This is a genomic window from Lederbergia citri (genome assembly GCF_018343625.1).
GTDB lineage: Bacteria > Bacillota > Bacilli > Bacillales > Bacillaceae_C > Lederbergia > Lederbergia citri.
The window spans coordinates 382,061-407,073 of the sequence record NZ_JAGYPG010000003.1; the positions used below are offsets into that span (position 1 = coordinate 382,061).

General features: G+C 37.9%; 21 protein-coding genes and 2 other annotated features. Of the genes, 17 read left to right on the forward strand and 4 right to left on the reverse strand.

The features are described 5' to 3' along the window. Positions 1–2 precede the first annotated feature (2 nt). The 5 genes from ureE (at position 3) to KHA97_RS18030 (ending at position 3,587) form a co-directional block, all read left to right on the forward strand. Positions 3–458 (forward strand): urease accessory protein UreE, encoded by a 456-nt coding sequence (gene ureE, locus KHA97_RS18010; protein ID WP_213126151.1) that lies wholly within the window; start codon positions 3–5, stop codon positions 456–458. Continuing rightward, on the forward strand, positions 451–1,137 hold the full coding sequence (locus tag KHA97_RS18015; protein WP_213126152.1) for an urease accessory protein UreF: 687 nt from the start codon (positions 451–453) through the stop codon (positions 1,135–1,137). The genes ureE and KHA97_RS18015 overlap by 8 nt, the downstream gene beginning before the upstream one ends. Positions 1,138–1,404: 267 nt before the next feature. Next, positions 1,405–2,016, forward strand: a complete 612-nt coding sequence (gene ureG, locus KHA97_RS18020; RefSeq protein ID WP_213126153.1) for an urease accessory protein UreG — start codon at positions 1,405–1,407, stop codon at positions 2,014–2,016. 1 nt (position 2,017) lies between these two features. Then, positions 2,018–2,842, forward strand: a complete 825-nt coding sequence (locus KHA97_RS18025; protein ID WP_213126154.1) for an urease accessory protein UreD — start codon at positions 2,018–2,020, stop codon at positions 2,840–2,842. A gap of 76 nt (positions 2,843–2,918) precedes the next feature. Next, a complete protein-coding gene (locus KHA97_RS18030) occupies positions 2,919–3,587 on the forward strand; it encodes an urease accessory protein UreH domain-containing protein (protein WP_213126155.1) in 669 nt (222 codons plus the stop codon). A gap of 60 nt (positions 3,588–3,647) precedes the next feature. Here KHA97_RS18030 and KHA97_RS18035 read toward each other — a convergent pair whose 3' ends face one another. Together KHA97_RS18035 and KHA97_RS18040 are read right to left on the reverse strand one after the other, a co-directional pair. After that, on the reverse strand, positions 3,648–4,562 hold the full coding sequence (locus tag KHA97_RS18035; RefSeq protein WP_213126156.1) for a sensor histidine kinase: 915 nt from the start codon (positions 4,560–4,562) through the stop codon (positions 3,648–3,650). A 9-nt stretch (positions 4,563–4,571) separates the two neighbouring features. Further along, a complete protein-coding gene (locus KHA97_RS18040; protein WP_213126157.1) occupies positions 4,572–5,270 on the reverse strand; it encodes a LytR/AlgR family response regulator transcription factor in 699 nt (232 codons plus the stop codon). Positions 5,271–5,723: 453 nt separating this feature from the next. Between KHA97_RS18040 and KHA97_RS18045 the strand changes: the two genes are divergently transcribed. The 3 genes from KHA97_RS18045 (at position 5,724) to trpE (ending at position 9,670) form a co-directional block, all read left to right on the forward strand. Continuing rightward, the gene (locus tag KHA97_RS18045) at positions 5,724–6,470 is read left to right on the forward strand and encodes an ATP-binding cassette domain-containing protein (protein ID WP_213126158.1); all 747 of its coding nucleotides are present in this window, start codon (positions 5,724–5,726) and stop codon (positions 6,468–6,470) included. Then, positions 6,463–7,626 (forward strand): ABC transporter permease, encoded by a 1,164-nt coding sequence (locus KHA97_RS18050; RefSeq protein WP_213126159.1) that lies wholly within the window; start codon positions 6,463–6,465, stop codon positions 7,624–7,626. The genes KHA97_RS18045 and KHA97_RS18050 overlap by 8 nt, the downstream gene beginning before the upstream one ends. 53 nt (positions 7,627–7,679) lie before the next feature. Then, positions 7,680–7,933, forward strand: a binding site (T-box leader). A gap of 35 nt (positions 7,934–7,968) precedes the next feature. Further along, positions 7,969–8,217, forward strand: a binding site (T-box leader). 67 nt (positions 8,218–8,284) lie between these two features. Beyond that, a complete protein-coding gene (gene trpE / locus KHA97_RS18055) occupies positions 8,285–9,670 on the forward strand; it encodes an anthranilate synthase component I (protein ID WP_213126160.1) in 1,386 nt (461 codons plus the stop codon). Positions 9,671–9,734: 64 nt separating this feature from the next. Here trpE and KHA97_RS18060 read toward each other — a convergent pair whose 3' ends face one another. Next, positions 9,735–11,228 carry a peptide MFS transporter gene (locus tag KHA97_RS18060; protein ID WP_213126161.1) on the reverse strand — a complete coding sequence of 498 codons (1,494 nt, stop codon included), beginning with the start codon at positions 11,226–11,228 and terminating at the stop codon, positions 9,735–9,737. A gap of 834 nt (positions 11,229–12,062) precedes the next feature. Between KHA97_RS18060 and KHA97_RS18065 the strand changes: the two genes are divergently transcribed. From KHA97_RS18065 to KHA97_RS18075, 3 genes are all read left to right on the forward strand, one after another. Continuing rightward, a complete protein-coding gene (locus tag KHA97_RS18065; protein WP_213126162.1) occupies positions 12,063–13,820 on the forward strand; it encodes an ABC transporter ATP-binding protein in 1,758 nt (585 codons plus the stop codon). Further along, positions 13,820–15,835 (forward strand): ABC transporter ATP-binding protein, encoded by a 2,016-nt coding sequence (locus KHA97_RS18070; protein ID WP_233713618.1) that lies wholly within the window; start codon positions 13,820–13,822, stop codon positions 15,833–15,835. Before KHA97_RS18065 ends, KHA97_RS18070 begins: the two co-directional genes overlap by 1 nt. A 565-nt stretch (positions 15,836–16,400) precedes the next feature. Continuing rightward, positions 16,401–18,284, forward strand: a complete 1,884-nt coding sequence (locus KHA97_RS18075; protein WP_213126163.1) for a family 43 glycosylhydrolase — start codon at positions 16,401–16,403, stop codon at positions 18,282–18,284. A gap of 49 nt (positions 18,285–18,333) precedes the next feature. Here KHA97_RS18075 and KHA97_RS18080 read toward each other — a convergent pair whose 3' ends face one another. Then, positions 18,334–19,353: a YeiH family protein gene (locus tag KHA97_RS18080; protein ID WP_213126164.1), complete on the reverse strand. Its 1,020-nt coding sequence runs from the start codon at positions 19,351–19,353 to the stop codon at positions 18,334–18,336. A 115-nt stretch (positions 19,354–19,468) separates the two neighbouring features. On the opposite strand from KHA97_RS18080, the gene KHA97_RS18085 reads away from it, so the two are divergent. The 6 genes from KHA97_RS18085 to KHA97_RS18110 all read left to right on the forward strand — a co-directional run bounded on the left by KHA97_RS18085 (position 19,469) and on the right by KHA97_RS18110 (position 24,946). Further along, positions 19,469–20,389: a LysR family transcriptional regulator gene (locus KHA97_RS18085; protein WP_213126165.1), complete on the forward strand. Its 921-nt coding sequence runs from the start codon at positions 19,469–19,471 to the stop codon at positions 20,387–20,389. 202 nt (positions 20,390–20,591) lie between these two features. Continuing rightward, the gene (locus KHA97_RS18090) at positions 20,592–21,134 is read left to right on the forward strand and encodes a helix-turn-helix domain-containing protein (RefSeq protein WP_213126166.1); all 543 of its coding nucleotides are present in this window, start codon (positions 20,592–20,594) and stop codon (positions 21,132–21,134) included. A 39-nt stretch (positions 21,135–21,173) separates the two neighbouring features. Continuing rightward, positions 21,174–22,277, forward strand: coding sequence for an ABC transporter ATP-binding protein (locus KHA97_RS18095; RefSeq protein WP_213126167.1), 1,104 nt, complete (start codon positions 21,174–21,176; stop codon positions 22,275–22,277). Further along, positions 22,267–23,073 carry an ABC transporter permease gene (locus KHA97_RS18100; RefSeq protein WP_213126168.1) on the forward strand — a complete coding sequence of 269 codons (807 nt, stop codon included), beginning with the start codon at positions 22,267–22,269 and terminating at the stop codon, positions 23,071–23,073. The genes KHA97_RS18095 and KHA97_RS18100 overlap by 11 nt, the downstream gene beginning before the upstream one ends. After that, positions 23,070–23,876, forward strand: a complete 807-nt coding sequence (locus KHA97_RS18105) for an ABC transporter permease (RefSeq protein WP_213126169.1) — start codon at positions 23,070–23,072, stop codon at positions 23,874–23,876. The genes KHA97_RS18100 and KHA97_RS18105 overlap by 4 nt, the downstream gene beginning before the upstream one ends. Beyond that, positions 23,873–24,946 carry an ABC transporter substrate-binding protein gene (locus KHA97_RS18110; RefSeq protein WP_213126170.1) on the forward strand — a complete coding sequence of 358 codons (1,074 nt, stop codon included), beginning with the start codon at positions 23,873–23,875 and terminating at the stop codon, positions 24,944–24,946. The genes KHA97_RS18105 and KHA97_RS18110 overlap by 4 nt, the downstream gene beginning before the upstream one ends. Positions 24,947–25,013 lie beyond the last annotated feature (67 nt).

Consider the following 25,013-nt stretch of genomic DNA (forward strand, 5'->3'; position numbering starts at 1 on the left):
TATTGATAGTCGAACAAATCCTTACAAATATTGAAGATATGGAAAGAGCAGAAATTGAGAGGCGACATATAGAAAAGGTCTACCTAGAAAGTGCGAATTTAGTAAAGCGGATTCAAAGAGTAAAAACAGATCACGGGAAAGAGATTGGCATCAGATTAAAGAATCCACGGGACCTCATTGCTGGTGATGTTCTTTATATGGATGATAAAAATTTAATAATGGTTGACGTACTGTCAGATGATCTGCTTGTTATCAGTCCTAGAAATATGTACGAGATGGGAAATATTGCTCACCAATTAGGGAATCGGCATCTTCCGGCACAATTCGAAGATGATGTTATGCTCGTGCAATATGATTATCTTATTGAAGAATTACTTCAAGAGCTAAACATTCCTTTTAAGCGAGAAGAAAGAAAGGTAAGGCAGGCATTTCGCCATATAGGGCATAGCCATGGATGAAAATCTTCTCTCCTTATTTCAATTATGTGATTCAAATTTTCCGACCGGTGCATTTAGTCATTCATTTGGTCTTGAAACGTATATTCAGAATGATTATGTGAAGGATGAAAAGTCATTTCTAACATGGCTGGATGTGTACTTAAACGAGCAGCTCATCTATTGTGATGGGTTGGCTTGTAAATTAGTATATGAGGCCCTTCAAAAGGGAGATACAGAACAGGTTTGGAGAATGGATCGCTTAATAACTGTGCAAAATTTACCCCGGGAATCAAGGGAAGGAACACAAAGGATTGGGGATCGAATGTTAAAACTTGTCAAAGATTTATATCATATTCCGATTTTATTAGAATATGGAGAGCGTATCTCAAGGAAGCAATCTTTTGGGCACCCGTCCATCGTATTTACTGCCGCAGGGCATCATTTAGGAATTCCGCCTAAAACAACTACTTTGTTTTATTTATATTCTACTATTTTAACTCTAGTTCAAAATGCAGTGAGGGCAATACCGTTGGGACAAACATCAGGTCAGAAGATTATCAAGCAGTTTCATCAATTTTTAGTAGATGCTACTGAAAAAATTTCTATTTTGACAGAGGATGATTTTGGCATCGTTTCTCCTGGTCTTGAATTATCGCAAATGAATCATGAAAGAGTAAATGTCCGTATTTTTATGTCTTAAAGAGGATGGTCAAAAAGTCCGGTAAAAATGACACTTCGAATTTCTGCGTTGGCTTGTTTCTCTGCTCCTTGGAAAAGAAAACCACTTTTCCTGCGTGCGATGTGGATTCAGGGAAGCATTCCTTCTGCTCATGTAACTGGATAGGATTTTTTGCTAAAATCGCCTACATCCTGTCGGCAACGCAGAAATCAGCGCTTTTAGCCGACTTGGTCCTTTTTATCCTACTTTTTGAACACTCACTTAAAATTGTTTGAAGGAAGTGTTTGCATGGAACCGATTAAAATTGGAGTAGGGGGACCTGTTGGAGCGGGTAAAACAATGCTAGTAGAAAAGTTGACTCGCCATATGCAAGATGATATTAGCATGGCGGTTGTCACAAATGATATTTACACGAAGGAAGACGCCAAGTTTTTAATGCAAAATGGAGTACTTGATGATGATCGAATTATTGGAGTGGAAACGGGAGGATGCCCGCATACCGCTATTCGTGAAGATGCGTCTATGAATTTTGCTGCTATTGATGAATTAAAAGAACGGCACCCTGACGTTGAGCTCATTTTTGTTGAAAGCGGCGGTGATAATTTAGCAGCTACATTCAGTCCAGAGCTCGTTGATTTCTCCATTTATATTATTGATGTTGCCCAAGGTGAAAAAATTCCACGCAAAGGTGGACAAGGGATGATTAAATCAGATCTTTTTATCATAAATAAAACCGATCTGGCTCCTTATGTTGGTGCTAGTCTCGAAGTCATGGAGTCAGATACAAAGGTGTTTCGTGGAGATAAACCGTTTGTGTTTACAAACTTAAAAGAAAATAAGGGTTTGGATGAAGTCATTAATTGGATTAAGCAGCATGCATTACTAAAAGGATTAGATTAAAATGGAAGACTGGACAGGAATTTTAAAGCTGGATGTAGAAGATAAGAAGGGAAAAACAGTTGCCAAGAATGTGTATTTCCAAGGTGCCTTTAAAGTGATGAGGCCGGTTTATCATGACAACTCTGGACAAGTTTGCTATTATTTGTTGAATCCTGGTGGGGGCTACTTGGATGGGGATCGCTATCGCATGCAAATATCGTTGGAAAAAGACGCGAAACTTACGATAACAACACAGTCAGCTACAAAAATATACAAAACTCCTCAAAAATGCGCATATCAAGAATCGGAGTTTTTATTAAAAGAGGGAAGCTATCTAGAATACATCCCCGATCCGCTTATTGCGTATCGGCATGCTCGCTATAAGCAAAAAAATGTATTTCGATTAGAAAAAGGAGCTACACTTTTTTACTCTGATATCATTACTCCTGGATGGTCTCCAGAAGGTGAATCTTTTAGTTATGATTTGCTTCAATTAATAAATGAAATATACGTTGATAATGAATTAGTGGTATATGATCATATAAAGTTGCATCCAAAGAATCAAAAAATGAATGCACTTGGGTTAATGGAAGGTTTCTCTCACTTAGGTTCGATGATTGTAATAGGGGAGGATACGAGCCATGATTTTCTGGATACGTTATTTCGAGATATCCATACAGATAGAAATGACATGATGATAGGGATGTCTCTTCTACCAGTTTCAGGTTTCACTGTTCGTGTACTTGCTAATTCAACCCAAACAATCGAAGGAATATTCGCTGATTATCATCATATCATTAGTGAAGAGTGGTTTAAGAAAAAGCCTAGCTTTTTAAGAAAATACTAATGTTTTATGACCCGGCAATAAGGTATGTTGGCGGGTTTTAAAACATGGGAGAGCTAAAAAGAGGGAGGAGAAAAGGTTGGAGGTTACTTTACTATCAGTATTAACACTAGGTTTTATTCTGGGGATTAAGCATGCAATTGAACCGGATCATGTAATTGCAGTCTCTACCATTGCGAGCAGGAGCAAAAAGTTATGGCATGCTTCTTTAGCCGGCGTTTTTTGGGGAATAGGGCATACAGCTACTCTTTTTATTATCGGTTTGACTTTAATATTAATGAAAAACGGGATATCAGATAAATGGTCATTGACGCTGGAGTTTTTTGTTGGGATTATGCTTGTGTATTTAGGAATCGTTAGCATGTTATCTGTTAGAAGACAAAAAGAAGATATGCATAACCATCATACTGATCATAAAGACGAGAAAAAGAAGCCTGGATACTATAAATCTCTTATTATAGGTTTAATCCATGGACTTGCGGGCAGCGCTGCTATGGTTTTGCTTACGATGAGTACAGTCCATACGGTTTGGCACGGGGTCATGTTTATATTAATCTTTGGATTAGGAACAATTATAGGTATGCTATTCTTTACCACTCTTATTGGGATTCCATTTATTTTAAGCGTAAAGCGTTTTTCATTGAGTCGCTCTCTTATTTTATTAACAGGTGGAATTAGTGCGTTGTTCGGACTTTATTACATGTATAATTTAGGCTTTAATGAAGGCTTATTTGCATTATGGATTTAATTAAATTTACAAAACAAGAGGTCCTTCACGAGTTGAAGGGCCTCTTGTTAATTCGTATTCTCACAAACTTGCAGGTTTTCGTACGTCAGGAATTTTTATTTTTAACGTAAATTGATCCCCGATAACAGAAAAATCAAGGGTACCTTTATTTGCTTTGACGATACGCATGATTTCTTGGGTACCGATACCTTCATGATTCCCAGTTTTGGTCGAAATAGATTTACTTGTGTAAATTCGCTCAATTATATGGTCATCAAGAGGCAATGTGTCATTTTTACAAATAATGACCCATACTCCGCTTTGTTTCCTGCAAGAAAAAAGAATTTTTCCTTGTTTGTTTGATGAAATGCTAAAATCATGAGCGGAATCTATACTGTTTTCCAATATATTTCCAATAAACGATATTAGCTCATACTCTGACAGAGGCAAACCGGAAATTGCGTGTTGGATATGATATTCCAAACTTACTCCTTTTTCACGAGCCTGTTCATTATACGCATAAAGAGCACCTGCTACAACGTTTGATTCACCTCGTAAAATGCCATCGATTTGCGTATAACGGGTATGTAGTTCAGATATATGCTTTTCAGAACGAGCGTGTAAAAGTGCGGATGTATGTTTCTGTAAGTCGTGACGTTGTTTTCGCAGCTCATATAATAATTCCATTTGTTGTTCGTAGTTCGCGGAAATCACCGCAAGTTTTTCCTGTTCTTTATGTAAAGATATGCGCATGAAAAAAAGAGCTACAAGCGGGAGAATAATCCCAATGGTTATGTAAGACGTATTCGTTAAAAAGGCAGCTAACAACCAAAAGAGCTGCATTACGATGGTCACCCTTTTCCACAAAGAAGGAAGGGGCTCTTTTTTATAAAAATAAAATTGCGCAATGGAAACGACCACTAACAGAAAAGTGACAAAATAACCTTTTAGCCAAATCGTCCATATAATCGCTAATATTAAGGGAACCAACTGCATCTTTTCACCTCAAAAATAATACTTTTGCAAATAGTCCATTTTTTCTTTTGTCAGCATGGCAATGTGCTTTGTACCTTCAAACGTCACGCTGTAAGATTTTTTTGTATAAATAGAAAAACTTTTTACGAAATGCAGATTAATAATGAAAGAGCGATGTGAGCGAATGAAGTTATTTTCACGAAGACTTCCTTCCAGCTCATTCATTGTCATATACGTTTCATGAGATGAATTCGTTGTATAAATTGTTGTGGAACGCCCTGTTCGTTCTGCAAAAATGATATCTTTTTTAGGGATCATTTCGATATGACCTTTTTGCTTCAGAATTAAGCGCCCTGTAAGATTCCCCGCATGCTGTTTTTCACGATATTTTGCTAAAGCTTGCAAAAGTCTTTCTTTTTTATAAGGTTTTAAAATATAATCATGAACATTTAATTCAAAGGCATGCACGGCATAGCCGCTTTTAGCCGTTACAAAGATAACGGTAATCAAAAGGCCATGTGTTTGGATAAAATCAGCTAGTTCATAACCTGAAATCCCCGGCATTTCAATATCGGCTATTAATAAATCAATCTTGTTTTTTTGAATTTCAGCGTAAGCTTCCTCAGGATTTGTCGTGGCAAAAATGAGCTCGACATCCTCTTCTTCTTGTAAAATATATTTCAATTTATCTAAGTCTATTATTCTGTCATCCACGATGCCCACTCTCATGGCAAAAACCCCTTTAAAACATGCTAACTACCATTATAAAACATTTTTCAAAAGTTATAGAAAATATTATTTTTTTAATGCCTACATTTTTTGGATGTATGTTGTCTCTGTCTAGCTCCGGCGCCTATCGACTAGCAAACTTCTTGTCCTTTTCCCTACGATAAGTCAACATCGATTCGTCCTTTTGGACTCATCGTGTTTCCTTTATCTCAGTCAAAGGCCCAATAAGGTACGTCGACTAAAACCGCCACTTCCTGTGGCTACGTCGACGGACCCACATCCTGTGGGCCTGTACGTCGATGGGCAAGGCTCCTGCGCTTTTCTAACATCCTGTTCATAAAGATTTCAACCCCTTTCGCGACATGTAAAGCCCTCTTTGCGACATAATGGCAGACCGAAAAATCTTTCTGCCTTACAATACAGTTAGACATTAAAACGAAGGAGAGGAACGGCATGATCGTCGTTGATCAAGTAACGAAACAATTTAAAGATAAAAAACAAGTAGTGAAAGCAATTGATTATTTATCACTAACAGTTAAAAAAGGGCATGTTGTTGGGCTGATTGGTGAGAATGGAGCAGGAAAAACAACATTGCTTCGTATGCTTTGTACGCTCATTGAGCCTGACGAAGGAAACATCACATTAGACGGAGAAAATATTTTTGAAAACAAAGAGAAGGTAAGGTCTAGGCTCGGAGTTTTGTTTGGCTCGGAAACAGGACTTTATAACAGATTGACGGCCCGTGAGAATTTAGAGTATTTCGGAACTCTATACGGGATGTCTTCTCATGATATAAAAAACCAAATTGAGATGTTGGCGAAACGATTTGGCATGCGTAAATATTTGGACCGGAAAGTAGAAGGATTTTCAAAAGGGATGAGGCAAAAGGTTGCGATTGCACGGACACTTATCCATAATCCTGATATCGTTCTTTTCGATGAGCCGACAACAGGTCTTGATATTACATCCTCTAATATATTTCGTGAATTTATATATCAATACAAAAGCGAAGGGAAAACGATAGTTTTCTCAACTCATATTATGGACGAAATTGCTCAGCTGTGCGAGGACGTCATCATGATGCATAAAGGACAAATCGTTTACGAAGGAAGTCTTGAAGATTTATATGCACAGGAAAACAACAGGGACTTAAATTATTTATTTACATCAAAAGTAGTAAGAGGTGATTTATATGTTTAAAACAATTTTTCTTAAAGAAATGAAAGATGTATTACGAGATAAGCGCAGCATTACGTTGCTGATTATTTTCCCTTTACTCATGATGGCAGGACTTACATTTTTTTATGATAAAATTTTAACAACTAATGTAGAAGAAGATTTTACAGTGGCGGTAGATGAAGGGGTAGACTCTGAACTGATTATACAGTTAGAGAAGTATATGCCTACTTTAACAATAGAAAAATTTCAAGATGTGCAAAATGCAGTTGAAGAAAAAAAGGTTCAGATTGGAATAAAGCTAGATGAAGGTTGGAAACAAAAGCTAGAAAACGAGGAAGCGATTCCGGTCAATATTATTTTTGATCCAGGTAGTCAAGATTCATCTAATGCTTCCAATATTGTCATGGCTGGATTTAACCAATGGCAGCAAGAAACCGTTCATTTGCGGCTAGCAGGTCAAAATATTGATAGCAGCGTTTTAGAAGTCTTCCAACTTGAAACAAAAACAACAAAAGATGAAGATAATGCATTAGCATCTTTTATGCTGGCAATCTTGATCCCACTTCTTATCCCAATGGCGATTGCTAATGGTTCCTACCCATCTGCAACAGAGCTATTTGCAGGTGAAAAGGAAAAGAAAACGATTGAAGCATTGCTCATCACTCCTATTAAGCCAATCAAAATATTATTGGCAAAATGGATGACTATTTCCTTGCTCGGAATATTTACTGGGGTATTATGTATTGCTTTACTAAGTATATTTGTCAATTTTACTGCTGAACTCAAAAAAGGGCTGGCGGTTATCGCGAATCCTGTTCCATTTGTCCTTATGAGTATTGTTTTGATCGTCTTATTCGCCATTTTCTTTGCCGAAATTGAAATGATCTTAAGCATGATGGCGAATTCGGTTAAAGAAGCAGGTTATTATATGACACCTGTGATAGGGATGATTACTCTTCCGATGCTGTTCATGTTTTTTGCTGGTGAAACACTTAGCCTTCCATTGTATGCTGCTCCAATCATGAATTTATTCTTATTCGTCCGCGATGCGTTCAGCGGGCAGTTGACAGTAGGTGCATTTGGGCTAGCAGCAGGAAGCTACGCTTTGCTGATTATCATCTTATTCCCTATTTCAGCCAAACTTTTTAGCAACCATCGTTTAATGTTAGGAAAATAATGATTGACATGACAGAAAATTTTTACTATCATCATAATCAATCAATTAAACATTTTTAGGCAATGAAGAAGAATAGTAACTTGGATGACTCTTTAGAGAGCCGATGGTTGGTGCAAATCGGTGTGATTCATGCAAGTGAATGGGCTTCCGAGCTTCCAAACCGAACCTTGGATAATTTAGGTGTAGGCTTTGGCGAAAATCCCGTCGATACAAGGGAGCACGCATAAATGCATTTGGGCATTGTGCGGAAGAGAGCTGATTTTTGGCTGAATAAAGGTGGCACCACGGTCCTTCGTCCGTCCTTTGGATGAGGGGCCTTTTTGTGTTTTAGTAAAAAATATATCAAAAGCGTTGATCAAGAGTAGTATGTGTAAGTAATTCGTTGCAGAGAGCCGGTGTTGGTGTGAATCCGGTACGAAAGCCTATACAGAATGGACTTGAGAGTGATTTCCTGAAATAAAGTAGGGGAATTCGGTTTTCCGCCGTTATATGGATAGGGCATCGGAAGTGATTTCCCGTGCCTGAAAGAGATGGGGATTTTTTGAAAAGGTCTTCAATACGAGGTGGCACCGCGGTTATATCGCCCTCAGATGAACACTATATTGTGTTCATCTGAGGGCTTTTTGTATTTCGAAAAAATTTGGAAGGGGAAAAGAAAATGCAAACAAAACAAGCGAATTTTAAAATGAGAAAATTGAATGGGGATGTTCTTACTCCGATTAATATTTTCTTGCGATTGGAAGGAACGAAAAAGTTTTTATTAGAAAGTTCGCTAAAGCATAGTGAACAAGGACGATATTCATTTATTGGTGTTAATCCTGTTATGGAAATTATCGGAGAAGGGAATAAGGCATCGATTATTTCATCTACAGGAGTCGAGGAACAAATAGGAGTGCCTCTTGATATCATCCAGGCTTCACTTCCTAGACTTGATTTAGAACTTCCTTTTCCTTTTTACGGTGGAGCGGTGGGGTATGTAGGGTATGATGCGATTCGTCAGTATGTGGATATTGGAGAAGAGCTGAAAGATGAAATCAATATGCCGGATATTCATTTTATGGTATATGAAGATGCAATCGTGTATGACCATTTAGCCCAATCAATCTATGTACTTGCAATTGATCTGCATGGAAATCGAACAGAGGAAGAGTTAGAAAAGCGCATGAATGAATTGGAGAAGCAAATATCACGAAAGGAACAAGATGAGACATTAACCGATTGTAAAATTGAATTCACACCTCAATTGGAAAAAGAGGAATTCATACGTAAGGTAGAGGCAGCACAGGAATTTATTAAAAAAGGTGAAATAGAGCAAGTCGTTTTGTCGCAAAGAATGATCGGAAAGGTTGGGGCAGATCCTTTTCACTTTTATCGGGTATTAAGAAACTCTAATCCTTCACCTTATATGTTTTACGTTGATTTTGATGAATACGTTGTTTTAGGAGCGTCTCCAGAAAGCTTTATTAAAACAAGTGGACGAATTGTTTCAACAAATCCAATTGCCGGGACGAGGAGGCGCGGAGAAACACAAGATGAAGACCTCGCGCTTGAAGCAGAACTTTTAGCGGATGAAAAGGAATTATCTGAACATCGGATGCTTGTAGATTTGGGTTGTGAGGATCTTGGCAATATATGTTTAGATGATACAGTAAATATTAAGCGACATATGAAAATTGAGCGTTACCGTCATGTCATGCACATCGTTTCCGAATTGGAAGGGACGCTGGCAGAAGGGAAAACGGGTATTGACGCACTCATCTCCTGTCTTCCTGCCGGCACTGTGTCTGGAGCTCCGAAACCTCGTGCGATGCAAATCATCAATGACCTTGAGGAAGTAAAACGTGGTGTCTATGCTGGTGCCATTGGTTATATTAATGCAAATGGCGATGTCGATTTTGCCATTGCCATCCGTTCTCTCGTCATAAAAGACCAACATGCCTATTTGCAAGCTGGCGCTGGGATTGTGGCCGATTCCATTCCTAAAAATGAATATAAGGAGACGATCAACAAAGCGAGAGCACTATTAAGTCCGAAGCCTTATTAAGTGAGATGTTAAAATAGAAAGAACCATCACCCAAGTTTAAATGGATGATGGTTCTTTCTTCCGATTACCGAGTACCTCGCATATACGACTGAATTTTCGGAGACATCGCAAACAAAATTAGTCCAAGTAAAATTGATATACCACCAATGACACCGAAATAGATAATTTCGGTCTCGGGTTTATACAATTTCACAAGCTGTGCATTAATCGCCTGTGCTGAAGCATTTGATAAAAACCAAAGGCTCATCGTCTGTGCTGAGAAAGCTGCTGGTGCCAATCTTGTAGTGGCGGAAAGTCCAACAGGTGATAAACAAAGTTCACCAAGCACGACGATAAAGAAGCTTAGAACTAGCCAAATGGGACTTACAAGCGTGTCTACTCCGTTTATATAAGCAGGAAAGATCATGACGATAAAAGAAAGACCCGCAAAAACAAGTCCCCATGCAAATTTTGCTGGAGTCGACGGTTGGCGTTTACCGAGTCTTATCCATAGCCAAGCAAAAATTGGTGCGAAAATGACGATAAAGATTGGGTTTAATGATTGGAACCAAGAGGACTCTAATTTTAATCCTGCAAATTGCAATTGTGTTCGTTGGTCGGCATACTGTGCAAGTATAATGGCCCCTTGTTCTTCAATTGCCCAAAACATAATCGATGCAATGAATAACGGGATATAAGCTGTTAAATTGGATCGTTCGTCAGGAGTTGTCTTTTTACTTCGAAACATAACAATAAAATAAGCTGCAGGAATTACTATCCCAAAAATACTAACGAGCATGGTGAAGCGATCAATCGTTAAAATGCCATTGGAAATCGTCAAAGCAGCAAGTAAGATAACGATAATAGCGACAATAATAAAACCTAAATAAACTCTTTTCTTTTCATCTGGAGAGAGCGGGTTTGGAACATGGGACCCTGCAAGTCCCAAATTATTTTTCCTTGTTGCTAAAAATATTACTAATCCTAAGAGCATCCCAATTGCAGCTACCCCAAAACCAAGATGAAAATTGTATTTTTGTCCAAGCGTACCTACGATAAAAGGAGCGATAAAGGCACCTAAATTAATTCCCATATAAAAAATACTGAAACCAGCATCGCGACGGTTATCGTCTTCACTGTATAAATCACCGACGACGCTTGAAACATTTGGCTTCAAAAGACCTGTACCGATAACAATTAGTCCCATAGATAAAAATAAAGCGACGATTCCACCTGGAAAGGACAGGGCGATATGGCCAAACATAATTAAAATTCCACCAAAGAAAACAGTTTTTTTCGTCCCGAGTACCCGATCCGCTATCCAGCCCCCAATGATTCCAGACATATAAACGAGAGACCCGTATATAGCCATGACGGAAGCTGCCGTCGTTTTGTCCAAACCAAGTCCGCCTTCAGAAACAGCGTAGTACATATAATAAATTAGAATGGCCCTCATGCCGTAATAAGAAAAACGTTCCCAAAACTCAGTGAAAAATAAAGTGAACAAACCTTTCGGATGCCCGAAAAAACCTTTCTGAGGGACACTTTTTACGATTTCCTCTTTCAGTTTATAATCCATATTTTTTCCCCTTCTACATATTTAGTTATTCTTTTCCTAACTGCAGATCCAGCGCTTTTACACTTAGCCTCTATTCCTTTTCCCTGCGAATAGTAAGCATAAACTCGTTCGTTTCCTATATCTCCCTCAAAGGATGAAATAGGAACATCACTTAAACAGTGACTTCTATTATTAACTGCACACAATCTATGGCCCATATGTTATTTGAGCAAGGACATTCCCTGTTCTTAGTCTTTACAGTTTTTTCTTAAAGATTCTCTCAAAAATTGAATATTGTTATATTTATCTGTCCAATATGAAAGTAGTATGAAAATTTTTTCCAATAACTAATTGACATGACAAATTCTCTCATGCTACCATATGAGCATTCAAACCAATCAAAATGAAGGAAGGGAGGCTGATCATGATGAAAAAGTTAATTGTAAACATTCTACAACTGAATATGGACTCAGCCTGCCGTTTAATTGGATAATTTTTCGGATTGTTTAGATAAAAGACGCGGGCTATAGGATACCCGTGTCTTTTTTATGTGAGCATAGCTGCGCATATTTACAGGCGCACTATGCTTTTTTCTTTTCTAGCTCCAGCGCCTATCGACTAGCAAACTTCTTGTCCTCTTCCCTACGATAAGTCAAAGGCCCTGAAGTTTGTACGTCAATAAACAGGCGCTTGCGCTTTTGTTCTTTATTTGGAAACCAGTGTTTTCACACTGTTAATATAAAAAACATTCGGGAGGAAAAACAAATGACATTTTTTATTTTATTGATGAAAACTGTGGAGCTGGAGAGTGGGTAGCTGTCACATGGATGGTCGGCAAAAAAGGAGGTTTAAGTAATGTTTAGTGTATTAAAAAAATTAGGTTGGTTTTTTAAACAACATTGGAAGCGTTATACGATTGCCCTTGTTTTATTGGGCTTTGCTAATATTTTTGAAGTGATTCCGCCAATGATCCTAGGATCTGCAATCGACAATATCTTTCTCGGAACATTAACCTTCAATACATTATTAATGTACGTGGCGATATTGGGCGGTGGAGCAATAGTAAATTATTGGATTACGTACGTTTGGCAGTATCAATTATTTGGTGGCGCTTTTATTGTAGAAAAAATGTTGCGCTCTAGATTCATGAATCATTTATTAAAGATGACCCCTACTTTTTTTGAAAAGAATCGAACAGGTGATTTAATGGCTAGAGGTACAAATGATTTACGGGCGATATCCTTAACTGCAGGTTTTGGAATTTTGACATTATTTGATTCCACGATGTATATGTTCACAATTTTATTAACTATGGGATTCCTCGTTTCTTGGAAGCTTACATTTGCGGCGATATTACCGTTGCCTATTCTTGCATGGATTATCACAGTCCTTGGAGATAAGATCCATACACGATTTACGGCTGCGCAAGATGCATTTGGTGACATGAATGATCGGGTCCTTGAATCTGTTTCAGGAGTAAGGGTTACTCGGGCATACGTCCAAGAAAAAGCGAGTGAAAATGATTTTCAAAAGATGACGGAAGATGTGTACCAAAAAAATATTAGTGTTGAAAGAATTGATGCCCTATTTAATCCAGCAACAAAAGTGATTACGGGAATCAGCTACATCATCGGACTTTCTTACGGAACATATCTTGTCTTTCATCAAGAAATCTCATTGGGACATCTAGTTGCCTTCAATGTTTACTTAGGTATGCTTACATGGCCAATGTTTGCGATTGGTGAATTAATCAATATCATGCAGCGGGGGAATGCATCGCTTGACCGGGTTCAAGAAACGTTGAACTACGAAGAAGATGTAAAAGATCCTGTCGCTCCAAAATTAATAGAACAACCAGAAAACATTTTATTATCAGATGTTACATTCCGCTATCCGTCTTCAAAAACAAATAACTTGGCTAATTTAAATGTCCACATAAAACGTGGGGAGACGATTGGCGTTGTGGGAAAAACCGGAAGTGGAAAGACAACATTTATAAAGCAGTTTTTAAGGGAGTATCCGTTAGGTGAAGGAGATATTTATATTTCCGATATAAATATGAAAGAACAGTCTAAAGAACAGATTCGCCGTTGGGTTGGCTATGTTCCACAAGATCATGTCTTGTTTTCTAGAAGTGTAAGAGAAAACATCCTTTTCGGAGATGACCAAGCAACAGAGGCAGATCTTAAAAAAGCAATTTATCTTGCTTATTTTGAAAAGGATTTAAAAATGTTGCCAGAAGGATTGGAAACACTTGTAGGAGAAAAAGGGGTAGCCCTTTCTGGGGGACAAAAGCAACGAATTTCAATTGCTCGAGCCCTTATTAAAAATCCAGAGCTTTTAATCTTAGATGATTCTTTATCTGCAGTAGACGGCAAGACAGAGTCTAGGATTATCCGGAATATCCGTGAGGAGCGTAACGGAAAAACTACGATTATTACAACACACCGTTTATCTGCAATTGAACATGCTGACTGGATTATTGTGTTTGACGACGGAAAAATTGTCGAAGAAGGAACCCATCAAGATTTGCTGCAAGCGGATGGATGGTATAAAAAACAATATGATAGACAACAAGTGGAAGACTCGCTTCTTGAGGAGGTGAATGCATAATGACCGGAAAAAGGTTATATAAATATGCATTATTTTTTAAAGGTCTCATTATTGCTGCACTGGCGATGCTGACTGTTTCAGTCGGTGCAGATGTCATTGGGCCATTTGTAGCGAAGAAGCTGATTGATGAGCATATCTTAGGAATAGAAGATCACTGGCTAGAATTGAGCCAAGGGAAATACTCCGTGGAATATGATGGGAAATTATACGTCAGAGAACTGTACGCTGCTGATGGGACGCTAAAGGAAAGCGGTAAAACGGCAACGATTTTACAGATAGATAGAAGGTTTTATTTTGTAAACGATGAAGTTCCTCTTGAAGGAGACCGAGCGCTTAAGGGCGATAAACTTTCCATTACTGTTCAAGGTAAAACGAAGGAATACTCGGCACAAAAGCTTTCTATAAATGATACACTCGCTTTTTATAAGCCTGAAATTCCTGCCATTACGAAGTTGCTAGCTCTTTACATGGGGTTATTCATCGTTGCAGCGATATTTAATTATGGACAGTATTTTTATTTGCAAAAGGCAGCAAATCGTATCATTCAAAAGATGCGGGTAGATGTCTTCGCACATGTGCAACGGCTGCCTATCCGCTACTTTGACGATTTACCTGCAGGAAAAGTTGTCGCGCGGATTACGAATGATACAGAAGCAATTCGAGAATTATATGTAGCAGTTTTATCAAATTTCTTTACTGGGTTTATTTATATCATTGGAATTTTTACAGCGATGTTTATTCTCGATGTTAAGTTGGCTTTGTTATGTACGCTGCTTATCCCTATTTTGTTCGCATGGATGATTTTTTATCGTAAATTTGCTTCTAAATACAATCATGTAATCCGTTCTAAAGTAAGTGAGCTTAATGCGATGATTAACGAATCCATTCAAGGGATGACGATTATCCAGGCTTTCCGCCGTGAAAAGCAAATGAGCGCTGAATTTGAGGAAATGAACGAGACGCATTTTCGTTACCAAAATAAATTGCTCATACTAAACTCTTTATCGTCCCATAATTTTGTTGGGGTATTAAAAAATATTGTTTTCGTCGGGTTTATTTGGTATTTCGGAAGCAATTCACTCGGAGCTCACTCAGTCGTGACAATCGGTGTGTTATACGCCTATGTTGATTATATCAACCGATTATTCCATCCTGTTATGAATATCGTCAATCAATTCTCCAATCTCGAGCAAGCTTTAGTTGCGGGGCAGAGAGTTTTTCGCTTGCTTGATGAACAAGGTGAAGAGGTTAGCACGGAAAGAATGGAACGATATAAAGGAAATGTCACGTTCGACCATGTTTATTTTGGATATAAGGAAAATGAATATGTTCTAAAAGACATTCATTTTGAAGCAAAGCAAGGGGAAACTGTAGCACTCGTTGGTCATACAGGTTCTGGTAAAAGTTCAATCATGAATGTGTTATTCCGTTTTTATGATTGCAATAAAGGTGAAATCAAGGTTGACGGAAAAAACATTCAATATATTCCGAAACAAACGCTGCGCGAACATATGGGAATTGTTTTGCAAGATCCTTATTTGTTTACAGGAACGATTGCTTCTAACGTCAGCTTAAATGATCCGAAAATTACTCGTGAGAAGGTTGAAGAGGCTTTAAAAGCAGTAGGAGCAGATCGTGTTCTGAAAAATTTAGAAAAGGGAATTGATGAGCCTGTTGTTGAAAAAGGAAGTACACTTTCTTCCGGACAACGCCAGCTAATTTCCTTTGCACGTGCATTGGCCTTTGACCCAGCGATCCTCATTTTGGATGAAGCTACTTCCAGTATTGATACGGAAACAGAAACAATTATCCAAGAAGCAATGGACGTATTGAAAAAAGGACGTACAACCTTCATTATTGCCCACCGTTTATCTACAATTAAAAATGCTGATCAGATCTTAGTCCTTGATCGCGGCACCATTGTGGAACGAGGCAATCATGAGGAACTAATGGAGAAAAAAGGTAAATACTATCAAATGTACCAGCTGCAGCAAGGTCAGAAGCTTGGAGCTTAATAGAAAAGCGGAAGCGCCTGTCCATCGACGTTCCTTCTTCGGACTACGACCGGAAAAAGGAAACACGCGAAACGAAGTGGAGCGATGTTGACTTATCGTAGGGAGAAGTCATTAAGTTCGCTAGTCGATAGATGCAGAAGCTAGACAAAAAAACGGCACATCCCATTTTAAGGGAGTGCCGTTTTTCAGTAATAGAAGATGCAGTTCATCGTGACCAGATCCGTGATTTTAATGTGCTAGAGGTCACGATGGAAGGCTTTTAAGAATTCATAGTCACAATAGGTAGGTCATAGTGGCAATTCTATCCACTAATAGCAATGATTGCAGGTTTTCAGCAATACTAAGGGTATTATTAATTACACCTTTTCCGCAATCAAGTTTTACTACAAATCTAGTTCTAAAGTGACAATAATAACTATATTCATGATGAATTCTCTAGGTATAAATGATTGTTTTTTTTATCCCTTCTCAATCTTAAAGGAAATAGTGAATGTCCACAGAAGTAATAGGGAGGCGCTTTCATTTATGCGGTTAAGAAACAATATTAGAAGGGATGATGAAAAAGATGATTGGTAGGTTGTTTGTCGTTGGTGTAGCAGTCGTATTATTATTCTCCATTACCGTAAATTTTACTGGATCGACTTTTGCTTCGAATGACCCATCAGATGCTTCCATCAAGATTAATCCTCAGGCTGTTAACAAAAAAGAACCCTTTGCAATATTTGAAAATCCTGTTTTGGGAGATGGAGCGGATCCGTGGGTTGTGAAACATTCAGATGGATATTATTATTACACTCAGACAACAGGCAGGGATATAACCATTTGGAAATCTAAAACGTTAACTGGTTTAGCGACTGCTTCAAAAAAGGTTGTTTATATACCTAGCGATAATGGTCCACATAGTCAAAGTATATGGGCTCCAGAGATTCATTTTATTGAAGGAAAATGGTATATCTATTTTGCTGCATCAGGAAACACAGGCAGTCATCGTATGTATGTCCTGCAATCAGAAGGCTCAGATCCGTTTGGTCCATACTCATTTCCGGAGGGAACTGAATACGGGAAAATTGCTGACCCTACGGATAAATGGGCAATTGATGGAACGGTATTGGAATATAAAAATAAATTATATTTTATTTGGTCTGGTTGGGAAGGCGATGTTAATGTAAGCCAGCATTTATACATCGCACCAATGTCAAACCCGTGGACGATAAGCGGGGAACGAGTAGAAATCTCAAGACCCGATCTTGCTTGGGAAAAAAACGGTTTTCCACTGATTAATGAAGGACCGCAAGTCTTGAAAAATCAGCAAGGTAAAGTATTTATTATATATTCGGCTAGTGGAAGTTGGACAAATGATTACTGTTTAGGAATGCTATCTTTCGAAGGGAAAAATCCACTTGATGCTTCTTCCTGGAAGAAACATCCATATCCAACTTTCGAAACAAATACAGATGCGGATGTATATGGACCAGGACATAGTAGTTTTGTAAAATCACCAGACGGGAAGGAAGATTGGATTGTGTATCATGCCGCCAAATTTAAAGATGGAGGCTGGACTAGAAATGTAAAGATGCAGAAGTTTTCATGGAACAAGGATGGAACTCCTAACTTTGGGAAGCCAGTTGGAACTAAAACCCTATTACGTGTACCATCTGGAGAAACGGAAGGAGCACTCACCCCAAGTTTACCCGGAGAAGTTTATCAATACGAAGCTGAAGATGCAACGGTTAATAATGCAATAATACATTTTAATACAAGTGCATCTGGCCATAAAAAGGTAGGGCATATTGATTATAGTGATAGCTTTGTAGAATTTACTGTAAATGTACCTTTGGGAGATTATACATTGGTCGTTAGATATGGAAATGGGATGGGACAGCAATCCACCCACCATGTCACAGTAAATGATAAATCATATGGAGAAATAGCGTATGAGAGTCAAGGATGGGAAAATTGGCAAGATGCCGAATTAGATATACATCTAGATTCGGAACAAAATACAATCAAACTTTCTAAAGGGCATTTGTATGCTGAAATTGATTATATTCAATTGATACCGAAAGAAACTACCGTTTATAAATATGAAGCGGAATTTGCCGATTTGCATAAAGCCAATATTTTAAATGACTCGGGTTCATCAAATGGGCAAAAAGTAGGCGTCATGGATCAGAATGGAAGCTCTGCTCGATTTGAAATCAATGTGGAGAGCCCCGGCACATATGAAATGAAGATTAAGTATGCAAATGGCACAGATGTGATTAGTACACATAAGTTGACCGTAAACGATTATTTTATCAAAACAATATCGTATGAAAGTAATGGCTGGGATTACTGGCAGGATGCAACTGTACCAGTACCATTAAAAAAGGGCAAAAATGTGATAGTGTTAAAAAAGGACATTGGGTCTACGGATATTGACTTTTTTACCATTGAAAAAATAAAATAAGCAGACAAAAAACGGCACCTCCTTTTTAAAATGGAGTGCCGTTTTGAATTTAAATAATAAAAAATACTAATATCGATAAAGCCAATGACGTAATAAGCATAGCAATTAAAGGTTTTAAGGCTTTTGTTTTTAAATCACCAAGACTAACGTTTAGTCCAAGTCCGACCATGGCAGCTGTCAGTAGCCAACTGGTGACCGATGTAACGAAGCTTTTTACTTCTTCTGGATATGGAATAGCATGTCCTAAAACGTAGCTTCCAATCACACTCATGATGATAAAGCCGATTAAAAACCAAGGAAATTCAATTTTTGCCGCAGTGTTATCACCCGCAGATTTTCTTTTCATCCAATACATAAAAACAAAGCAAAGGGGAATAAGGAGGAATACACGTCCCAATTTTGCTAGCAACCCTATCGCCAAAGCATCTTCACCACCAACATCAGCTGCAAGGATAACTTGAGCGATTTCATGAAGACTCATTCCCGACCATATACCAAATTCCACATCTGTAAGAGGGAGGATTGGGCGTAAAAGTGTATAAGCGATTGCGAAAACGGTACCTACTAGCGCTATGATTCCCACACTAATGGCAGTGTCTTCATCTTTTGATTTAATAATGGGTGCAACGGCTGCAATTGCTGCTGCTCCACAAACACCTGTACCAACACCAAGCAATAATGAAATAGTTGGATTTGCTTTTAAACGCTTGGCGATCCAAACAGTGACTAATATTGCGAAAATAATAACCCCTACATCTTTAGCGAGTAGACCAAGTCCATCTTGGAGAACGACTGCAATATTCAATTTAAGCCCATATAAAATAATGGCAGCTCTTAACAATCTTTTAGATGAAAAAGCAATTCCAGGGCGAATTGCTTCTGGGTAACCAAAAAATTGCCGAAATATAATGGCGATAATAATAGCACAGGCAAGTTGTCCAACAATATTTAATCCTGGTACCTTTGCTAGCCAAAAGCCCAGAAATGCAATCAAAAAAGTAAAGGCAATTCCACCCGCCATTGGAATGCCAGCTGATTGTGGTTTTTTCCTTTCTAGTTGTTTTTCCATAAAACGACCTCCAAAAATAATGTCCTATTACAGAATAATACTTATTATCGTATAAGGAAAATAAATCATTATAATAGTTACAATAAGTAAACACTTATAGTAGAGGTGATAATATTTGGAACAGCAGTTAGAGGTTTTCATAAAGGTTGCTGAAAAGGAGAGTTTTTCTCGGGCTGCCGAAGAACTCCATATGACTCAGCCTGCGGTTAGCCAGTATATACAACTTTTTGAGCGTGAAATGGGAACGAAGTTATTAGAACGAAGCAATAAGTATGTCCGTTTAAATAAAGCGGGTGAAATTGTATATCACCACGCTAAAGAAATTATAGGACTTTATACAAAAATGCAAAGATTAGTTGATGATGTTACCAAAAAAACAAGCGGTCCCTTATCAATTGGAGCAAGCTACACATTTGGTGAATATGTGTTGCCGCATATCATTGCCCATACACTTGAAAAATATCCGCTTATAAAACCAACAATCACAATCGGAAATACAAAAGAAATTGCTGAACTTGTTTCAGGACACCAATTAGACGTCGGAATTATTGAAGGAGGATTACGCAATTCGAAAATAAGGGTTGAACCATTTTTAAAAGACGAGATGTATGTCGTCGTCTCATCACTTCATCGATTGGCAGCGAAAGGAAAAAAAGAGATAGATGGCTCGGAACTCAATGACGAAATTTGGATTGTCCGTGAAAATGGATCTGGCACGAGAGAAGCAACGGAGGAAGTCTTTCAATTACTTGGGATCACTCCTGGCATCTTGGAATTCGGAAGCAATCAACTCATTAAAGAATCTGTTGAGGCGGGGTTAGGAGTAAGTCTGCTTTCACAATGGGCGATTCGAAAAGAAGTGGAGTTAGGGAAGTTAGAAATTTTAAAGGTTAAAAATCTTCCTTTTATACGACAGTTTTCCATCATTGTTCAAACGCCTTTCCATACAAAAGCGATGGATAGCTTTCTACATTTATTGAGGGCAGATGATCTTCTCTACAACATTGGAAAAAGTCCTCAACATTTTCAATTATAAGCAAGATTTATTGTTGTCATATAGGTGTTTGTAGCGGAAATCGGCACCCAAAATTAGGGAATATAAAAATTGAAAAAAAGTATTGAAGTATCTACATATTTAGGTATAATAATGTGAGGTTAAAAGTAAACTTAAAGTTTTATAATACTAAACTTTATTTACTTATAGTTTACTAATATTAAACACGATTGAGGTCATATTGATGCTGATCGGAAACAAAATTAAGAATTTACGATTGAAGAAAGGGCTGACGCAAGAGGAATTAGGGGAACGGACTGATTTGAGCAAGGGGTATATATCACAATTAGAAAGAGATTTAAGCTCACCTTCAATCGATACTTTCTTTAACATACTTGAGGTGCTTGGCTGCACTCCAAAGCAATTTTTTGATGAAGAAGAGCGAGAACAAAAAGTAGTGTACAGGGAAGAAGATCAAACTGAATACAAAGATGATGAAAAGGGTTATGAAATAACATGGTTAGTTCCAGAATCGAATGAAATGGAAATGGAACCAATCTGGCTCACGTTAGAAGAAAATGGCGAATTTAAGCAATTCGAACCTTCGCTTTCGGAAACTTTTGCTTACGTACTAAAAGGTCACATTATGATTCAATTAGGGAAACATACGTATTATGCGAAAGCCGGTGAATCCATTTATTTTCATGCATCCCATCAACATCAAGTAAGCAACGTGCATAATGGGATCTCGGAACTGATATTAGTTGCGACAGAATCATACTTATAAGCTTGTCGCAATCATACTGCGATAAATGGAGGGACAACAATGATGGAAAAAACGATTATTCGTTTTGAAAATGTATCAAAACAATATGATGATGAATTAGTTTTAGATGATGTAAGCTTTGAAATTGAGCGCGGAAAATTTTATACCCTTCTTGGTCCCTCTGGCTGTGGGAAAACAACGATCCTCCGATTGATTGCCGGGTTCATGGAGCCTTCAAAGGGAGCAATCTATTTTAATGGAAAAAAAGTCAATAAAATCCCGGCAAACGAACGCCAGGTAAATACGGTATTTCAAGATTATGCTCTATTTCCGCATTTAAATGTTTTCGAGAACGTAGCATTTGGTTTGCGGATTAAGAAAAAGAAAAAAACTGAAATCGAACAAAAGGTTAAAGAGGCACTGAAATTCGTTAACTTGGCTGGCTATGAAAATCGAGAAATCAATGAGATGTCAGGTGGACAACGTCAACGTGTTGCAATTGCACGAGCGATAGTGAACGAACCTGAAGTGATATTGCTTGACGAGCCCTTATCCGCTCTTGATTTAAAACTAAGAACTGAAATGCAATACGAGCTTCGCGAATTGCAGCAAAGACTAGGCATCACTTTTATTTTTGTTACGCATGACCAGGAAGAAGCACTAGCAATGTCTGATGAAATTTTTGTCATCAATAAAGGCAAAATTCAACAAAGCGGAACTCCTATCGATATTTACGATGAACCAATCAACCGTTTTGTTGCAGATTTCATCGGCGAATCTAATATAATCCCTGGGAAAATGATTAAAGATTTCCTTGTTGAGTTTAACGGAAAACATTACGAATGTGTCGACCAAGGCTTTAATCCAAATGAGTCAGTTGAAATTGTTATTAGGCCAGAAGATATGGAGATTACAGCGAGAGACAAAGAAAATCTGCATGTTAGGGTAGATTCACAGTTGTTCCGTGGTGTTCACTACGAAATATGCTGCTATGACGAAGCCGGAAATGAGTGGCTCGTCCATTCCACTAAGAAAGCAGAAGCTGGAGATGAAGTAGGACTTCGTTTTGATCCGGAAGCCATTCATGTCATGCGTTTTGGAGAAACAGAAGAAGAATTTGATAAACGCTTGGAAGCTTATGATGAGGTAAGCCATGCAAAATAAAATGCGTAATATTTATCTCATTCCTTATGTTTTATGGATTGCATTATTCGTTGTAGCACCTATATTACTTGTCTTTTATTATTCATTTTTTGATATTGAAGGTAATTTTACAGTTGCGAATTACCAAAAGTTCTTTACACCTGTTTATTTAAGAATGACACTAAGTTCTTTTTGGTATGCCTTCTTAATTACAGCTTTTTCATTATTAGTTGCTTATCCTACAGCGTATTTTCTTACAAGGGCAAAGCATAGACAGCTCTGGCTTTTATTGATCATTTTGCCTTCTTGGATCAATTTACTTTTAAAAGCGTATGCCTTCCTTGGAATTTTCGGAGCATACGGACCTGCTAATATGTTTTTAGAAGCAATTGGAATCGGATCGAAACAAATATTATTTACGGACTTCAGTTTTATCTTTGTTTCCGTTTATATTTTCATTCCATTTATGATTCTTCCGGTTTACAATTCGCTTGAAAAAATGAATAAATCTCTAGTCGATGCAGCAAGTGATCTCGGAGCTTCTACGTGGACTACTTTTAGACGTGTCATTTTTCCACTTACACTAGACGGGGTTAAATCTGGTTGTCAGGCAGTTTTTATTCCGGCTCTTTCCTTGTTTATGATTACAAGGCTAATATCCGGAAACCGTGTTATTACGCTCGGTACAGCGATTGAGCAACATTTCCTTGTTACTCAAGATTGGGGAATGGGAGCGACGATTGCAGTATTCTTAATTATTGCAATGGCCATTATCATGATTTTAACCGGCAATAGAAAACGGGGTGATCTCATATGAATAGGAAAAGCAAATTTGCGAGTATTTACCTAATCATTGTTTTTTTCATTTTGTATGCCCCGATACTTTATTTAATGTATTATTCGTTTAATAGTGGCGGAACAATGCGGAATTTTGAAGGCTTTACACTTGAATGGTATTCGGAAGTTTTCCAAGATACAAGGCTTATTATCATTGCCCTGAATACACTAATTATTGCCTTGCTTTCGGCAGCAATATCTACCATTCTTGGTGTAATAGGAGCACTTGCGATTACGTATGTAAAAAGACTAAGATATAAAAACACTTTGCAAACCTTGAACAACGTCTTAATCGTTAGCCCTGACGTAATTATTGGGGCATCATTCTTAATCATGTTTACAATCATTGGAATTAAGCTTGGCTTTACTTCTGTTTTATTATCACATATTGCATTCAGCGTTCCGATTGTTGTCATTATGGTATTGCCTAAGCTTCAGGAAATGCGTTCTTCCTTAATTGACGCTGCACGAGATCTCGGTGCGACAAATTGGGATATACTTTCAAAAGTTATTCTCCCATATATTACACCGGGAATTTTTGCTGGTTTTTTTATGGCCTTAACCTATTCCCTCGATGATTTTGCCGTTACATTTTTTGTAACTGGAAATGGGTTTTCAACATTGTCTGTTGAAATATATTCGCGTGCACGCCAAGGTATTTCACTTGAAATCAACGCCTTATCTACGCTTATCTTTTTAGTGACTCTCGTACTTGTCATTGGATACTATTTTGTTAATCAGCGAAACGCAAGACCTCAAGCAGCGGGGGTGAGGAAACCGTGAGTAAACTAGTCCGCTTATTTTCTCTGATCTTTATCGTTTCTTTTGCCTTAATGTATCTGACTTCTAGTATGAATACCTCCCAAGGTTATAAAAGTGGGAATGTTTTGAACGTCTATAATTGGGGAGATTATATTGATCCAGATTTAATTAAAAAGTTTGAAAAAGAAACAGGAATGAAAGTGATTTACGAAACTTTTGATTCCAATGAAGCAATGATGACAAAAATATCTCAAGGCGGTAATGCTTACGATATTTCTGTCCCTTCGGAATATGCTATCAGCAAAATGAAAGAAGAAGGTTTGCTTCTACCACTCGATCACAGTAAATTACCAAATCTAAAATATATTGATAAGCGGTTCATGGATCTGTCTTTTGATCCAAAAAATCAATATTCTATTCCATATTTTTGGGGAACAGTTGGAATTGTGTATAATCCGAAAATGCTTGACGGGAAAAAAATTACAAGCTGGAATGATCTGTGGGATCCAGATCTAAAAAATCAAATCTTTCTTGTAGATGGTGCCCGTGAGGTAATGGGAATGGGACTGAACAGTTTACATTATTCATTAAATGAAACAAACGAAGAACGTCTTTTAGAAGCAAAAAACAAACTAGATAAGCTCACTCCTAATGTTAAGGCGATTATTGGAGATGAGATAAAATTACTAATAGCCAATGAGGAAGCCGCAATCGGAGTAACTTGGTCTGGAGAAGCGGCGGACGTATTGAGTGAGAACGAAGACCTTGATTATGTTGTGCCAGAAGAAGGTTCAAATTTGTGGTTTGACAATATGGTCATTCCGAAATCCGCCCAAAATGTGGAGGGAGCCCATAAATTTATTAATTTCATGCTCGATCCCGAAAACGCCGCTCAAAATGCCGAATATATTGGCTATTCAACTCCAAATGCCAAAGCATTAGAATATATGCCAGAAGAAATGACGAGTGACCAACGTTTTTATCCTTCTCCGGAGTTAACGGAAAGACTTGAAGTATATGATAACTTAGGGAAGAGAATGTTGGCTCATTATAATGATCTATTTTTAGAATTTAAAATGTATCGAAAATAACACTTTTTAGTTGTCTAGCTCCAGCGCCTATCGACTAGCAAACTTCTTGACCTTCTCCCTACGATAA